The sequence below is a fragment of the Shewanella amazonensis SB2B genome (assembly GCF_000015245.1).
GTDB lineage: Bacteria > Pseudomonadota > Gammaproteobacteria > Enterobacterales > Shewanellaceae > Shewanella > Shewanella amazonensis.
The window spans coordinates 1,206,484-1,220,687 of sequence record NC_008700.1 but is presented as its reverse complement, the minus strand read 5'-3'; the positions used below and the strand labels follow the sequence as shown (position 1 = coordinate 1,220,687).

Annotated in this window: 14 protein-coding genes; 7 read left to right on the top strand and 7 right to left on the bottom strand. The window is 53.8% G+C overall.

What is annotated here, in order from left to right:
* Positions 1 to 223 precede the first annotated feature (223 nt).
* Together SAMA_RS05260 and SAMA_RS05255 are read left to right on the top strand one after the other, a co-directional pair.
* Positions 224 to 976 carry a substrate-binding periplasmic protein gene (locus SAMA_RS05260; protein WP_198134302.1) on the top strand — a complete coding sequence of 251 codons (753 nt, stop codon included), beginning with the start codon at positions 224 to 226 and terminating at the stop codon, positions 974 to 976.
* Positions 977 to 1,003: 27 nt separating this feature from the next.
* Positions 1,004 to 1,426 carry a thioesterase family protein gene (locus SAMA_RS05255; protein WP_011759123.1) on the top strand — a complete coding sequence of 141 codons (423 nt, stop codon included), beginning with the start codon at positions 1,004 to 1,006 and terminating at the stop codon, positions 1,424 to 1,426.
* Here SAMA_RS05255 and SAMA_RS05250 read toward each other — a convergent pair whose 3' ends face one another.
* A complete protein-coding gene (locus SAMA_RS05250; RefSeq protein WP_011759122.1) occupies positions 1,427 to 2,911 on the bottom strand; it encodes a putative bifunctional diguanylate cyclase/phosphodiesterase in 1,485 nt (494 codons plus the stop codon).
* An 86-nt stretch (positions 2,912 to 2,997) separates the two neighbouring features.
* Entirely contained in the window at positions 2,998 to 3,840 is an 843-nt protein-coding gene (locus SAMA_RS05245) for an HDOD domain-containing protein (RefSeq protein ID WP_011759121.1), read from the bottom strand.
* Between the two features lie 226 nt (positions 3,841 to 4,066).
* Between SAMA_RS05245 and trhP the strand changes: the two genes are divergently transcribed.
* Positions 4,067 to 5,464 (top strand): prephenate-dependent tRNA uridine(34) hydroxylase TrhP, encoded by a 1,398-nt coding sequence (gene trhP / locus SAMA_RS05240; RefSeq protein ID WP_011759120.1) that lies wholly within the window; start codon positions 4,067 to 4,069, stop codon positions 5,462 to 5,464.
* A 150-nt stretch (positions 5,465 to 5,614) separates the two neighbouring features.
* On the opposite strand, the gene SAMA_RS05235 is transcribed toward trhP, so the two are convergent.
* Positions 5,615 to 5,857: a hypothetical protein gene (locus SAMA_RS05235; RefSeq protein WP_011759119.1), complete on the bottom strand. Its 243-nt coding sequence runs from the start codon at positions 5,855 to 5,857 to the stop codon at positions 5,615 to 5,617.
* A 435-nt stretch (positions 5,858 to 6,292) separates the two neighbouring features.
* Between SAMA_RS05235 and SAMA_RS05230 the strand changes: the two genes are divergently transcribed.
* On the top strand, positions 6,293 to 6,544 hold the full coding sequence (locus tag SAMA_RS05230; protein WP_011759118.1) for a YfhL family 4Fe-4S dicluster ferredoxin: 252 nt from the start codon (positions 6,293 to 6,295) through the stop codon (positions 6,542 to 6,544).
* A gap of 43 nt (positions 6,545 to 6,587) precedes the next feature.
* Here the strand turns inward: SAMA_RS05230 and SAMA_RS05225 are convergent, their stop codons facing one another.
* The 3 genes from SAMA_RS05225 to ubiT all read right to left on the bottom strand — a co-directional run bounded on the left by SAMA_RS05225 (position 6,588) and on the right by ubiT (position 9,372).
* Positions 6,588 to 7,664 carry a DUF2955 domain-containing protein gene (locus SAMA_RS05225; RefSeq protein WP_011759117.1) on the bottom strand — a complete coding sequence of 359 codons (1,077 nt, stop codon included), beginning with the start codon at positions 7,662 to 7,664 and terminating at the stop codon, positions 6,588 to 6,590.
* A complete protein-coding gene (locus tag SAMA_RS05220) occupies positions 7,654 to 8,718 on the bottom strand; it encodes an HlyD family secretion protein (RefSeq protein ID WP_011759116.1) in 1,065 nt (354 codons plus the stop codon). The genes SAMA_RS05225 and SAMA_RS05220 overlap by 11 nt, the downstream gene beginning before the upstream one ends.
* A 141-nt stretch (positions 8,719 to 8,859) precedes the next feature.
* Positions 8,860 to 9,372: a ubiquinone anaerobic biosynthesis accessory factor UbiT gene (ubiT, locus tag SAMA_RS05215; protein WP_011759115.1), complete on the bottom strand. Its 513-nt coding sequence runs from the start codon at positions 9,370 to 9,372 to the stop codon at positions 8,860 to 8,862.
* Positions 9,373 to 9,515: 143 nt separating this feature from the next.
* On the opposite strand from ubiT, the gene ubiU reads away from it, so the two are divergent.
* On the top strand, positions 9,516 to 10,517 hold the full coding sequence (gene ubiU, locus SAMA_RS05210) for a ubiquinone anaerobic biosynthesis protein UbiU (protein ID WP_011759114.1): 1,002 nt from the start codon (positions 9,516 to 9,518) through the stop codon (positions 10,515 to 10,517).
* An 11-nt stretch (positions 10,518 to 10,528) separates the two neighbouring features.
* Complete coding sequence (locus SAMA_RS05205; RefSeq protein WP_011759113.1) at positions 10,529 to 11,365, top strand: U32 family peptidase; 837 nt, start codon at positions 10,529 to 10,531, stop codon at positions 11,363 to 11,365.
* On the opposite strand, the gene SAMA_RS05200 is transcribed toward SAMA_RS05205, so the two are convergent.
* A complete protein-coding gene (locus SAMA_RS05200) occupies positions 11,349 to 12,053 on the bottom strand; it encodes a DUF998 domain-containing protein (protein WP_011759112.1) in 705 nt (234 codons plus the stop codon). The two genes, SAMA_RS05205 and SAMA_RS05200, sit on opposite strands and share 17 nt — an antisense overlap.
* Positions 12,054 to 12,370: 317 nt before the next feature.
* Here SAMA_RS05200 and SAMA_RS05195 point away from each other — a divergent pair, with 317 nt between their 5' ends.
* Positions 12,371 to 13,924, top strand: coding sequence for a methyl-accepting chemotaxis protein (locus SAMA_RS05195; protein WP_011759111.1), 1,554 nt, complete (start codon positions 12,371 to 12,373; stop codon positions 13,922 to 13,924).
* The last annotated feature ends 280 nt before the right edge of the window (positions 13,925 to 14,204 follow it).

The window sequence follows — 14,204 nt, the reverse complement described above, 5'->3', positions numbered from 1 at the left end:
ATCTATATAAAACAATAAATTAAAAACAAACAAAAACGCTTTTATCGAACAGCATTCAAAATACAAACCAAACCAATAAAAATGCATTTTTCAGTACGTGAGACGGCAAATCCTTCATGACCATCCTGTCTGTTGCTTTGCCATTACATAACGTACAATAGCCAGCAAAACAGGGAGTTCCATCAGAGGGAAGCTAATGAACCGGCCGTGTCTACGCTCAGTAATGTCTATCGTTTTTTTGCTGTTTTCCACCATGGTCAGCAGTAACGAAACCAGCATCCGACTCGCCGCCGAAGACAGCTGGCCTCCTTTTGCCGATGCCGCCGGTGAAGGGTTATCTCACCGCCTGATAGCCAAAGCATTCGCCCTCGAAGGTATCTATGTTGACACCCTGGTGGTGCCGTACAATCGGGGGCTGATCCTCACCGAACAAGGCAAGGTGAATGCGGTGTTTAACGTGGCAATGCAACAAAACACCCGCGAGCGCTTTTGGTTTGGTGAAGAGCCCCTGTTTGTTGCTACCGCCTCTTTCTATCAGCTAAGCCGCAATGCCCCCTTGGCGAAAGACAAATGGTCTCTTCCGAAAGACACCCGCGTGGGCATAGTCAGGGGCTATGAATATGGCGATGAGTTTGACAGGCTGCCCAACATGGTGCTGAAAATCGTCGATAACCAGTATCAGCTGATTAATCTGCTGCTGACCGACAAGGTCGATGCCGTGGTGATGTATGACAGAGTCGCCGCCCAGTTTCTCTATACCATGGGGGTCAGCGGTGAAGTGCGTGCCGTAATGGCCAATCACAGCAGCGAGCTGTTTCTGGCATTCGATAAACATAATCCTGACTCACCGGCCCTGGCTGATGCACTGGACAAAGGCCTGAGACAACTTAAGGCCAGCGGCGAATACCACAGCCTGATTGCCGGTGTCACATCCGCCCCAGAGGGTTTGAGAAAAACTGCCGGCGGGGTAAACTGAGCCAGTTTTTCACACTGCGAGCCCTTCATGTCACAACCTGATTTCAGCCAAGCCAGATGCCACAGTTATCCGGTACAGATTTTTTACGAAGATACCGATTTCTCCGGCGTGGTGTATCACGCCAACTTCATCAAGTACTTTGAGCGGGCCAGAGAGCAGGTAATAGGCGCAAATGAACTGCGTCGCCTGTGGCTTGAGCAGGGATTGGGCTTTGCTGTGTATCGCTGTGACATGGTGTGCAACGAAGGCGTTGAATTCGCCGACATCGTGGAGGTTAGAAGCCGGGTACTGATTGAAAGTAAGTACCGCACCCTGTGGCAGCAGGAAATCTGGCGCGAAGGAGGTTCACGTCCGGCTGTGAGCGGCTATATCGAAATGGTCTGTTTGAACCAGCAACGCCAACTCACCCCCATGCCAGCACAACTGATGGCAAGCTTACTGGAAGCTTAATCAGGCACGTCTGGCAATGCCAAGCCGCCGCAGGTCCATTTCCAGCTCCAATGCCCGCATCGGCCTGGCGAAATATTGCCCCTGAATATTATCGGCGCCCATGGCAGCCAACATTTTGCGAAGGGCATCGGATTCCACGCCCTCAACCGTCACCTCAAAACCAAGGCGCTTGGCCAGCTGGATGCTGGTGGTCATAATATTGCGTGCACGCTCTTGTTCCATGATGCCATCGAGGAACGCACGGTCGATTTTCACCTCATCAGCAGGCAAGTCTTTGAGGTAGGCCAGTGAAGAGTGACCTGTGCCAAAGTCATCAATGGCGACCTTCACCCCCATTTCCCTGAGCTTGACGATATTTTCAGTGGCGCGGGCCAAATTGGACATCAGGGTACTTTCAGTGATTTCCAGCGCCAAGACCTCACCGGGCAGCTGATAACGCGCCAGCGCTGCCTGTACCATCGTGGGCAGATTGCCTTCCTGCATATCCTCCACCGACAGATTCACCGCCACCCTAATATGTATGCCTTCGGCGCGCCAGCGCACCTGCTGCATCAACACTTGCTCCAGTGCCCAGGCACTGACCAAATCGATCATTCCCGCATATTCTGCCAGCGGAATAAACTCGGCGGGAGATATCAATCCCAGATCAGGATGTTCCCAACGGATAAGCGCCTCGACCTGCTCACAGCCACCGTGGTGCAGCGATTCTTTGGGCTGGTATACCAGATACAATTGATTATGCGCCAACGCCTTTGGCAAGCTGTTGATAATAAAAAGTTCACGACGTTGACTGATATCGTCGTCCTGTTGATAAGCCGCCAGCATATCTTTGTCGCTGCGGGCACGCTTAAGTGCCAGATCGGCGCGCCTGAGCATTTGGCTGACATCTGCATGGTGCTGTGCCAGTTGCACATACCCCATTTGTAATCTGACCGAGACAGGGGTGTCCTGAATACTGAAGGGCTGCTGCAACAGTTGCTTAATCTCCAACAGCCCTTTTTCGTCCAGACAGGTGTCGAAATAGAGCAAAAATTCATCGCCATTCATGCGCGCCATCTGGCGGGGCTTTTTCGGCATTAAACGTAAACGGTCGGCAAATAATTGCAGCAGGGTATCGCCAAAAGCGAAACCGAACAGATCGTTTACGTAGCGGAAACGATAGAGATCTATTAATACCAGGGTGCCGGATGTGAGCGGCATGGAGTGGGTAATGGCCCGCTTGAAACCAACCCGATTGGGCAAGCCGGTAAGCTTATCCTTGGTGGTATGCAACGGTGTATGCAGCAATACATGCTGAATCGCCTGAACCAGGGCTGAAAAAGACTCAGGGATATCAGTCAACATCAGGGGCTGGCGCTGCTCGCCTTTACTGAGCAACTCCTGCGTAAGACGATGAAGAAACAACTCAGTACTGCGCGAGTAGCGATACCAAAGCCACGCCAGTAAGAATAAGCAGGCAGCCAGGAAGGCAATCAGATAAACCATGGGCTAGACCTTAACACTGCGCCTCCTTAGCTTGAGAATAGAACGGGGCCTGATCCATGGCAGAGTGACCCCTGCCCCGGCCCGTATTACTCGTAACTTGCCTTGATGGAATGATAACTGTCAAGGAAGGCATCGCTGCCCAAATCTTCCGGGCTCACCGGCAGGCCGCGTTTTACAAATACGTCCAAACGCTGTTCAAGTTCATTGCCCGCCCTGAGCTCACCCGTGTAGAAGGCGGCTGCGCGAATAAAATCGAGATAACTGACATGATCGCCCAAATAAGGCAAATCTGCCCAGCGTTCGACCACTTCCATCACCTCAGGCGCAAAGTCCCAACTCTTGAGTACCGCACGGCCGATGGGGCCCTGCATCTTGCGCACCAGTGAGCGCAGGTGCTCTATGGTGGTGAACATCTCAGGATGGGCTTCTGCCTCTGTCAGTACCGGCAGGGCGCCAATATTGTGTACCAGCCCCGCCAGTGTCAGGGTGTCGTAATTCAGACCACTGCCCGGATGCTTTTTGTTGTATATCTGCAGCAACGAACAGGCGGCAGCGGTCACATCAATGGAGGTACGCCACACTTCATCCATGACTTCCCACACCATTTCATTGGTGGAGATAAACAGCTGCTCCATGGCCACAGAAGTCGCAATGGATTTTATTTGAGTGAGACCGATGCGAGTAACGGCTGAATTGATGTTTTCTGCCGGTACACCACGGCTATAAAGGGCGCTGTTGGCCACTTTAATGATACGGGCAGAAATGGCAGCATCCTGACCAATAATTTCTGCAACCTGTTTAAGACTGGAATCGGGCCTTCCCACCACTTCCTGAACTCTCATAGCGACTTCAGGCAAGGTTGGCAAAATCAGGGCATCGTCCTTCAGCTTTTTCAGCAATCCGACCAAAAGCTGGTGCTCGTTCGACATCTTGGCTCCCATCAAAAGGTTATTCTATTTATTGGTGCAGTATACCAGCCCAAACTAACAGGCGAAGTGCAAAATAACATCATACGACGACAAACCCGCAACATTTTAGTCTAACCCACCCGGAATATCCGACCTACGCACTCAGATTTGCACTGAGGGGCTATGATTGAGTAAAATGCCGCCCCCGCGAGTCGCGTCCACTTTTATACTTTCTTCGGGAATGAATATGTTTAAACCTGAGCTTCTGTCGCCGGCAGGCACACTGAAAAACATGCGCTACGCCTTTGCCTATGGTGCAGATGCCGTGTATGCGGGTCAGCCCAGATACAGTCTGCGCGTCCGCAACAACGACTTTAAACTGGAAAACCTGAAGACAGGTATTGAAGAGGCTCACAGCCTTGGCAAAAAATTGTATGTGGTGAGCAACATTGCCCCCCACAACGCCAAGCTGAAAACCTATCTCGACGACATGGCGCCCGTGGTTGCCATGAAGCCGGACGCCCTCATCATGTCAGACCCAGGCCTGATTATGATGGTACGCGAAGCCTTCCCTGACCAGGTCGTGCACCTGTCGGTACAGGCCAATGCCATCAACTGGGCCTCGGTTAAGTTCTGGCAGTCGGTTGGCATCAAGCGCGTTATTCTGTCCCGCGAGCTGTCGCTGGATGAAATCGAAGAAATCCGTCAGCGCTGCCCGGACATCGAGCTCGAAGTGTTCGTACACGGCGCCCTGTGTATGGCCTACTCTGGCCGCTGCCTACTGTCTGGCTATATTAACAAGCGCGACCCCAACCAGGGCACCTGCACCAATGCTTGCCGTTGGAAGTATGACGCCCACGAAGCCACCGAAAACGAAGCCGGTGACGTTGTGGCCATCCACACCCCGGAAAGTGCCGTGCAGCTGGAAACCCCAACGCTCGGAAACGGCCCTGCCACCGACAAAATCTTCCTGCTGCAGGAAGAAAACCGTCCCGGGGAATACATGCCAGCCTTTGAAGACGAGCATGGCACCTACATCATGAACTCCAAAGATCTGCGTGCCATCCAGCACGTGGAGCGTCTGGCCAAAATTGGCGTGGATTCACTGAAAATTGAAGGCCGTACCAAGTCCTTCTACTACGTGGCCCGTACTGCTCAGCTGTACCGTCAGGCCATTGAAGATGCCGTGGCCGGTCGTGGTTTTGACCCACACCTGATGACCCGCCTCGAAGGTCTGGCTCACCGCGGTTACACCGAGGGCTTCCTGCGTCGCCACGTGCACGATGAATACCAGAACTACGACTACGGCTATTCCATCAGCGACAGCCAGCAGTTTGTGGGTGAATTTACCGGTAAGCGCAACGAAGCAGGCCTGGCCGAAATCGATGTGAAAAACAAGTTCATTGTGGGCGACAGTGTTGAGCTGATGACCCCCCAGGGCAATATCAACCTGACCGTAGACACCCTCTACAACCGTAAGGGTGAAGCCGTTGATGCCGGTCTGGGTTCAGGCCACATGGTGTACCTGCCGGTGCCTGCCGAGGTGGATGTGAACATGGGCGTGCTGCTGCGCAACCTGCCAAACGGCAACAACACCCGTAATCCACACGGCGAAGCGGAAGTGATCCCCACCAAGGTGGAATAATCATCGCCATGCATGAAAAAGGCTGCGATTTTCGCAGCCTTTTTTATTGCACCAAACCCTAAGGGTAGATGGACCGAGAGCGCCCAAAACCACCTGAGTGCTTTCATCTGAGCAGGAAAATGTCGCGTGCTGAAGCTGCCAATAGACCAGTTAGAGTTCAAAGCGCTGTTTCAGCGACTGCAACAGGGTTGCCGAACCGCAAAGGCGCCATTCGAGCCAGTTGTCCCACTCCAGTTTCAAGGTATCACCGGCTCTTACCAGCTCGTAGCTGTCATAATCGATGCCTTTGTCAAAGGCAAAGGGGCTGTACTGGGCTTTTACCCGCCACCCCTCCGCCTTGAGGCTTTCAATGACCTGATTTCCCTTATCTGTCGCGACCCATTCCAGCATCATGGCATTTCTCCTTTGCCTGCGAGCAAATCTGCTGCATCCAAAATACGTTCAGACTCACCAAGTTTGACTGCTGCACTGTTCACCCTTTTCACGGGCCTAATGCAATAGCCTCGGTCAGTCGCTGTATAAAAAAGTAGCACAGCTCCATGACACTTTGTATGCAACTTTCGCCGATACTGTGACTTGAATGGGTTTCAGAATAAAGGGAAGCGTCCTATGCAGGCCACCACCACAACCCTACCCATCTGACGCAGTTTCCCGTGATGCCGGGTTAGGTTTTGCCACGCCCCCATGGTAGAATCCCGCCTCCCCGATGGCCTCAGTGCTAAAATAAGCAGCACAGGCACATCGTTACCAATTGGGAATGGCATTAGGCCAGCAATTTTGAGTGACGCAGCCGTTCACGGCAGATAAATTTTGAGGTTTTTCAAGGCCATGGCCTTAATAATTGACGACAGCTGTATTAACTGCGATATGTGCGAACCCGAGTGTCCCAACCAGGCGATAGCCATGGGCGCTGAGATTTACGAAATCGACCCGGATCGCTGCACCGAGTGTGTGGGCCATTACGACAAGCCGACCTGTGTGTCTGTTTGCCCCATCAACTGCATCGACCCCGACCCGGCGCACCCTGAGAGTCAGGATGAGCTGCTGATAAAATACGCCCGCCTCACCGGCAAGCTCTGAGGTCTCACCTGCTAACATTAAGGCTTCACCGGTAAACACCAAGTCAGTCTTGGCCCACGTTACTGGGCTTGGCCACACGGCTACCGGTGCGAGTCACCCCAAGTTCAGACAGCATTCCCAGCATCATCACCCCCAGTAAAACAGCCAGTACCACGGCCCCAAATCGGGTGAGGGACGAGGTGAGAGAGCTGGTGCCATCATGGCTGATGACCTGATAAACCAGCATGACAAAGCTGCTCATCAGCAGTTGATACTCTGCCATGGATACCCTGTGTTCCAGCGCCGTTGCACTGCCCCACAAGGCCAGGGCAATGGCAAACAACATCAACAGCCACCAGTGCATATCCAGCCAAAATGCCAACAATAAGGGTAATGTCAGCAGCACTCCCACCGCGGTCGTCCACAGCCTTTGCCGTCCATTGTGGGTTCCGGCCATGGGATTGGGATCTTTGATGAGATTGGCAAGCGTAATAGCGATAAGCAGGCTCTGACTGTTATCCGAATCAATCAGCAAAAATATTACCAGTAATAAAAATAGTGACTTAACAACAATTTTAAGCCAGTGACTGGGGGTTACTTCCCAGGCCGTGTCAGCCTCGGCGCCCAGCTCTTCCCCTGGAAACAGCCAAAATACCAGATACACCATCACAATGGCGCCCACGAAGTTGGCCGCCAGTACCAGCGGTAAGTCAGATACTGTCGTGGCAAATTGCCAGTGCAATATAGTCACCATGATCCCAAGAATCATCATCATAGTCCCGACGATATCTTTGGGGTTCAGGTGGATTCGCGACAGGCTGTAGAAGAGCACCGCAAATAAAAACATCCAGGAGCCGGTGCCCGTTCCCGACAGCAGAATACCGGCAGCATGCTGCACCATGGCGGCAGCCACCACTACCATGCTGAGTTTCGACAGAACCTGCAGTGAGGGGCGTCCCGGCATCAGGGTGAGCATGATCACCGCAAATACCGACACCAACATGGGCAACGGGTTTTCCAGATAATGGAGTACAAACAGCGGTACCAGCGCAGCTACGGCGATTCTCAGGATTGGGTTAGCCCTGCTGGAAAAGCCTTTGAAATACCAAAGGCGAAGTCCCTCGGTGCGTTCAGGAGACATAAGTCAGCTTACTCCAGCACCACAGCCACAGTTGGGCAAGGGTCTCTCCCACACTGCTTTCACCGGTGTAAAACGCCACTGTCACCTGAGAGCCAAAACGCAGCTCGTTGGCCATGGGCGCCGTGTCGAAACGGATATGTACAGGGAATCGCTTTGCTTGTTGCTTGCCGGTTTGGGCGGTTTCAAAGCCCGTAGTCTGGTCGATGTTGTTGGCCCCCCCACTGCCCCAGCCGATGCTGTCCACCACGCCTTCAAATACCCGTCCGGGCAAGGCATCGAATACCAGACCAACCTTTCCGCCTTCGCGAATATGCTCAAGGGAGTTTTCCCGCATCATGGCTGAAATCCAGACCTCACGGGGATCGATAAACGTCAGCGCCGGCTGTCCGGGCGCCATGTATTGACCCGGTGACAGCTGCACATTGGTGACCACACCCCGGGAGGGTGCCACCACCCGGGTGCGCTTAAGATCCAGTTCGGCCTTGGCCAGAGCTGCCATGGCGGCTTTGAGTTCTGGATTATTTTCCCCTACAGGCCCCAGATTTTGTTTGGCCTGTAATAAAGACGCCTGCGCAGCCTCCAGACTGGCTTGGGCACGCTGGGCAGCTTCCCTTGCATTATCCAGCTCTGCCTGGCTGAGCACGCCCCGCTCGGCGAGGGTTTCAACCCGGGTAGCCTGAGCCTTGGCGTTATCCAGCGCGGCGCGGGCATCACCCACCTTGGCCTGGGCAACCTGCACTGCAGCGGTGCTGGCACCCAGACTTTGCCCCACCCGTTCCAAATCGGCCTGGGCTTTTTCGCGGGCAATCTGATACTGGGTTGCATCTATCTCAAACAGGAGTTCACCGGCCTCAACCCGCTTATCGTTGTCCACATTCACCTGGACTATGTTTCCCGCGACTTCAGGGGTAATACGCACCAAATAAGCGTGTACAAACGCCTGGGTCGTCATGGGTGTCACCCGGTCGGCCCAGAGGCTGTAAAGCCAGATGCCAAGAACGGTTACAAAGAGGTAAGTACTGATTTTTTTGGATGTGTTGGCGGACTGAGGCATAGCGGCTTTCCCTCCGATTAATGACGTTATGCTAGCGCGCCTGCGCTTTTCTCGCCACCGACAAGACCGCGTTAAGGCTATATAAGCAAAAGAAAAACGCCCGGTAAATACCAGGCGTCCTCCAAATGTTTACATCAGTTTTCAGGCCCAGGCAGGCTCAGCTTTGTGCTCCAACGCCACCAAGGCATTGGCCAACTGATTCAGGCTGGTTTTTACCGGTGCGGGTAAACGGCTCAGGTCGATGGCAAGCAGCATGTTTTTCACCATCAGCCCAAGCTCAGTATCTCCTTCAATACTGAGCCTTCGTTGAAAAAACAGCGTATCAGGATCTTCTTTACCCGCTGCGATAAGCAACAGCTCCCGGGAATTGGCACTGAACTGCACCTGAGGACTGGCTGGTGCTTGTATTTTGATGGCGCCATCGAAGCTCACTTCAAACGAGAGCCCCAAATCTTTGACTTCAATGCCTACCCACTGCCCGGCCAAAAAATCCAACTCGCCCGCTTTGGCTTCCTCGGCCAAAAGCAACGACAACAGGGGCTTAATCAGGGCGGCTTTGGCGCTAAAAGGCACCCTGGACAGGGGCAAACGCACCAGCGCGGGCGCGGTTTCCAACAGATCTTTGGCAAGACGTGCCGCAAACGGATAGGGCATGAAGGGTCCTCTATTTTCAGGCCAAACGGATTCAGCGCATTTTACGTGGCTTTTAGTTTCCGCCTCTTGTCTTACATCAAGTCCCGGGCGGACAAACATGGTTACACTGCGGGCGTTTTTGGATATTTGAAGAGTGTCACACTATGGAGTTGTTGTGTCCGGCCGGCAATCTGGCCGCGCTCAAGGTCGCCCTCAATGCCGGGGCCGATGCGATTTACCTGGGGCTGAAAGATGATACCAATGCCCGTTCTTTTGCCGGGCTGAACTTTACCCCTGAGCAAATGACCGAGGCCAGACGCCTCACCGCTGCGGCGGGGAAAAAGCTCTACCTCACCCTGAATACCTTTCCCAAACCCGGCGAAGAGCAGCGTTGGTATCAGGCGGTGGATTTGGCGGCACGGTTAAAAGCCGATGCGCTGATCGTGGCCGATATTTCGTTGCTGGATTATGCCCACAGCCGCTATCCCAATCTGCCGCTGCATCTGTCGGTGCAGGCCAGCGCCACCAATCTGGGGGCCCTCACCCTCTACAAGGAGGCTTTCAATATAGAACGGGTGGTTTTGCCACGGGTGCTGTCGATGAAGCAGGTGCGGGATCTGGCCGCCGACACCCCGGTGGATTTGGAAGTCTTTGCCTTTGGTAGCCTGTGCATCATGGCCGAAGGTCGCTGCCACCTGTCGTCTTATGTCACGGGCCAGTCGCCCAACACGGGTGGGTCCTGCTCACCCGCCAAACATGTGCGCTGGCAGCAGCAGGGAGACCAGAGCCTGACCCGCCTCAACGAAGTCTTAATTGATAAGGCCTCCCAGCATGAACAGATGGGCTATCCGGTGGTATGTAAGGGGCGTTTTATCGCCGAAGACAGCGATACCCCAGACTACCTGCTCGAGTCCCCCACCAGCCTCAATACCCTGAGTTTGCTGCCAGAGCTGGCACGGGCTGGCGTGGTGTCGCTCAAGATTGAAGGACGCCAGCGCAGTCCTGCCTATGTGGAGCAGGTTACCCGAGTGTGGCGCGCCGCCATCGATACCTTTAAGCGCAACCCAGAGCAATATCAGGTTCAGGCCGACTGGGACAGGGCGCTGGGTAAATTATCCGAAGGCCAAATCACCACGCTGGGCGCCTATGAGCGTCGCTGGCAGTAAGGAACAAGCGTATGAAATCCAGTCTGGGTCCCCTGCTCTACTGTTGGGACAAAGCCAAAGTTTTTGAGTTTTACCGGGCAATAGCCCAAAGCGATATCGCGTTGGTGTATCTGGGTGAAGCGGTATGCAGTCGCCGGCGCGAGCTGAAAACCAGCGACTATCTGACATTGGCCCGCGAACTGCGGGATGCCGGTAAAGAGGTGGTGCTCACCAGTCTGGCTTTGATTGAAGCCGCTGGAGAATTGACTGAACTTAAAAAACTGGTCAGTAACGGCGAGTTTATCATCGAAGCCAACGACATGGCCGCAGTACACCATGCCCGCGAAGCGGCAGTACCCTTTGTGTGTGGCCCCCACATCAACCTTTACAATGCCGCCAGCATCCGCAAACTGGCCGACTGGGGGATGCAGCGCTTTGTCATGCCGGTCGAACTTTCCCGTGATTGGCTGGCTGAGGTTTTGAGCCAGCTGGGTTCGTCACGGCCCGAAGTAGAGGTGTTGGGCCACGGGCACATACCACTTGCCCACTCGGCTCGCTGTTTTACTGCCCGCCACCATGGCCTGGCTAAAGATGGTTGTCAGATAATCTGCAAAAACCACAGCAAGGGCCTCTTGGTGCAAACTCAGGAATCTCAGCCGCTGCTCAGGCTCAACGGCATCCAAACCCAGTCTGCGGCCTGTGTGAATCTGGCCAGCGAATGGCACAATATGGCCGCGATGGGCGTGGATTGGTTCCGGATTTCCCCAAGTGGCATGTCGCTGCCAAACCTGGAAATCTCCACCCCGCTATCGGGGAATGAATGTAATGGATACTGGTTTGGTGAAGCGGGATTTAATCAGGCCGTCTGAAGAGTTCGGCTTGCCACAGCAGCATGGTGACCAGGCTTAACCATTGCAGTGTGGCGGGCCACCAAAACGCTGGCCTTGGGTAGGGGGAATAAACTTCTTCATAGAAGGGCCTGCTGAAAGGCAGGCCCTCCAGCGTCAGACTGGGCAACAACAAAAAAGCGCTGTTTGCCAGCAGCGCCAGCAAACAAAGACCCAAAGACCAAAAGCCGGTTACCGGTGCCTGACGCAGCGCAAGATAGAGGCAATAACACAGGGATGCCGCCAGCCCCAGGGTAAAAAACCATTTCAGGGCAAGGGTGTGCAGATGATACACGTTCGATGGAAAGAGTCCGGTCAGGGCCAGAGACAGCCAGGTGAACGCCAGCAACAGCCATACCAGCATGCCACCACCACGTTGAGTACGCATGCCCTGCAGGCAGCCCAAACTCAGCAGTAAACCACCGAAGAACACACCGCCATTGGCAAGCACTGCCAATGGTGACAGCCCATAGGTACCCAGCTCGGAAAGGTTGTGATTGAAAGGACTGAACAACTCTGGATTATCTGCCGAGGTGAAACCCAGCGCCCCTCCGAGTAAACACGCACAGAGCAACAGCATACCGACGGCAAACATTTGCCTGGCGAGCCGGAATATCTTGTGACATTTGTTGCCTGATCCCCTTGGGGAATCGCTAACACTCTGGGGCACCTTGTCTCCAATCCTTGGGCAGAATAGTAAAATCACTTTGTTTACCATACAGATAAAAACCGGGCTTTACAGCTAACCGTATGACATTTTTTAACCTGGCTCACATGAGTATCCCTATTTGTATTCAGTAATAGATTCAATAAGCCTCATATGCCTGATCCCATGGCAATTCTGACACTGACATTATGTCGTCATAACAAGTGACTAATACCTCTACCTAAATCGGAGTAAAACCCTGATCAAATTATGGTTAAGTTATGCTACATTGATCGCCTTTTTCCAACCCATAATAATCTCCAGAGCCGACGGCCGTATCTATGTCGAACATGTCGAAACATCGCCCTATCAACCAACGTGAAATTCGCCTCAATCAGGATGACGAGTTGATTTCTACCACAGATTTGCGTGGCGTCATCACCTATGCCAACCCACGCTTTATTCAGATAAGCGGTTATAGCAAGCAGGAACTTGTGGGGCACTCCCACAATATTGTGCGTCACCCGGATATGCCGGCAGACGCCTTTGCTGAACTCTGGAGCAAGCTCAAAGCCGGTCAGTCCTGGCGCGGCCTAGTGAAAAACCGCGCCAAAGATGGCAGCTTTTATTGGGTGGATGCCTTTGTGACGCCCATCTTTGAGGCAGGCAAAATCGTCGGCTATCAGTCGGTGCGCCGCATGCCGCAGACCGAGTGGGTCAATCGCGCCACCCGTATTTATCAGCGACTGCAACAGGGTAAGGGGTTGCCCCGTCACCTTTCCCTTGGGCAAAAACGCATTATTTCCGCCCTGGTTGCCACCACGGGCTTAGGTATATGTGGCCTGCTGTGGGGCCCGGGCGTAATGGTGGCCGGCGCGCTCTTGATGGGGGTCAATCTCGCCATTTTCTACGATGAAGCGTTTCGCATTCCTGCCCGCCTGATGGCATTGCAACAGGAGTTCGACTCGGTCAGCCGCCACGTCTATTGCGGCTATGACACCTCCTCTATTCTGGACTTTCAGCTGTTGCTGCAACAGGCCCGCATGCAGGGCGTGCTTGGCCGCAGTCAGGATCAGGCGTTGCAATTACAGCGCATCGCCGAAAACCTGGTGGTTGCCAGTGGGCAAACCGAGGCCAGTCTCGATATGCAACACAGGCAGTTGGAGCAACTGGCCTGCGCCATGGAAGAAATGACGGCCACCATAGGCGAAGTGGCACTCAACAGTCGCCAGACCTCGGAGAAAATTCGTGACGCCCAACAGCTGTGCCAACACAATGCCCATGCCATGTCTGAAAAGCGTGTCCGGATTGCCAACCTCGCAGACGCTGTGGCAGAAGCGGCCAGCAATGCCGAAAAATTAAATCGTGAGGCCGAAAAAGTGGCCAGCGCCATGTCTGAAATCGATGCCATCGCCGAGCAAACCAATTTACTGGCCCTGAATGCAGCCATTGAAGCCGCCAGAGCCGGCGAGCAGGGACGCGGCTTTGCCGTCGTCGCCGACGAAGTGCGCGCCCTGTCGTCCCGCACCCAGCAGTCCACCATGAGCATTTCGCGCAGTGTCGAGCAGATGTTCAGCATGCTGGGAAGCTGGGCCGAAGAGATGGGCCGCAGCCAGCAGGAGGCAGAGGCCTGTGCCCGCGCAATTGCCGAAAGCGTTGATGACATTCAGAATATTCATGTGCAGATAAGTGAAATCCACGACTTCGCCGAACAAAACGCCGTAGCCTCAGCCCAGCAGGAAACCGTGGTGGCAGACATGAACCAAAACCTGCAACAAATTGCCCACGGCGCCAATGACAACCTGGCTGCCATGAGTCTGGTGGGCAAAGCCACCCTGGAACTGCAATCCAGCGCCGATAAGGCCAGCAGCCTTCGCCAAACCTTTGGCCACTAAGGTATTTACCATCTAATGAGTGGCTTATCCAAGCCTTCCGGGGCAGGCAAAAAACGCCTGCCCATTTTCAAGAAACCTGCTTTAAACATTTTAAAAACACGTTGGCAACACACTGATTGATATAGATTTAGTGCGTGATGTTTCCAATACTCCAGAGTAAGCTATATCCAGTCATTTGCTGTCAATAACTATGCTCAAGCTCAAACTTGAAGAATATCGGCGGCGAATCGTTTTACAGCGCAGGTCTTAGAGAGTAATCTTGCCCCTCGCCAAATTCCGG

Coding starts and splice junctions, on each gene's coding strand:
- SAMA_RS05250 (WP_011759122.1), bottom strand. CDS start 2,911: ATGGTTTATCTGATTGCCTTCCTGGCTGCCTGCTTATTCTTACTGGCG.
- SAMA_RS05245 (WP_011759121.1), bottom strand. CDS start 3,840: ATGTCGAACGAGCACCAGCTTTTGGTCGGATTGCTGAAAAAGCTGAAG.
- SAMA_RS05195 (WP_011759111.1), top strand. CDS start 12,371: ATGTCGAACATGTCGAAACATCGCCCTATCAACCAACGTGAAATTCGC.
- ubiT (WP_011759115.1), bottom strand. CDS start 9,372: ATGCCCTATCCGTTTGCGGCACGTCTTGCCAAAGATCTGTTGGAAACC.
- trhP (WP_011759120.1), top strand. CDS start 4,067: ATGTTTAAACCTGAGCTTCTGTCGCCGGCAGGCACACTGAAAAACATG.
- SAMA_RS05205 (WP_011759113.1), top strand. CDS start 10,529: ATGAAATCCAGTCTGGGTCCCCTGCTCTACTGTTGGGACAAAGCCAAA.
- SAMA_RS05235 (WP_011759119.1), bottom strand. CDS start 5,857: ATGATGCTGGAATGGGTCGCGACAGATAAGGGAAATCAGGTCATTGAA.
- SAMA_RS05220 (WP_011759116.1), bottom strand. CDS start 8,718: ATGCCTCAGTCCGCCAACACATCCAAAAAAATCAGTACTTACCTCTTT.
- ubiU (WP_011759114.1), top strand. CDS start 9,516: ATGGAGTTGTTGTGTCCGGCCGGCAATCTGGCCGCGCTCAAGGTCGCC.
- SAMA_RS05255 (WP_011759123.1), top strand. CDS start 1,004: ATGTCACAACCTGATTTCAGCCAAGCCAGATGCCACAGTTATCCGGTA.
- SAMA_RS05230 (WP_011759118.1), top strand. CDS start 6,293: ATGGCCTTAATAATTGACGACAGCTGTATTAACTGCGATATGTGCGAA.
- SAMA_RS05225 (WP_011759117.1), bottom strand. CDS start 7,664: ATGTCTCCTGAACGCACCGAGGGACTTCGCCTTTGGTATTTCAAAGGC.
- SAMA_RS05260 (WP_198134302.1), top strand. CDS start 224: ATGTCTATCGTTTTTTTGCTGTTTTCCACCATGGTCAGCAGTAACGAA.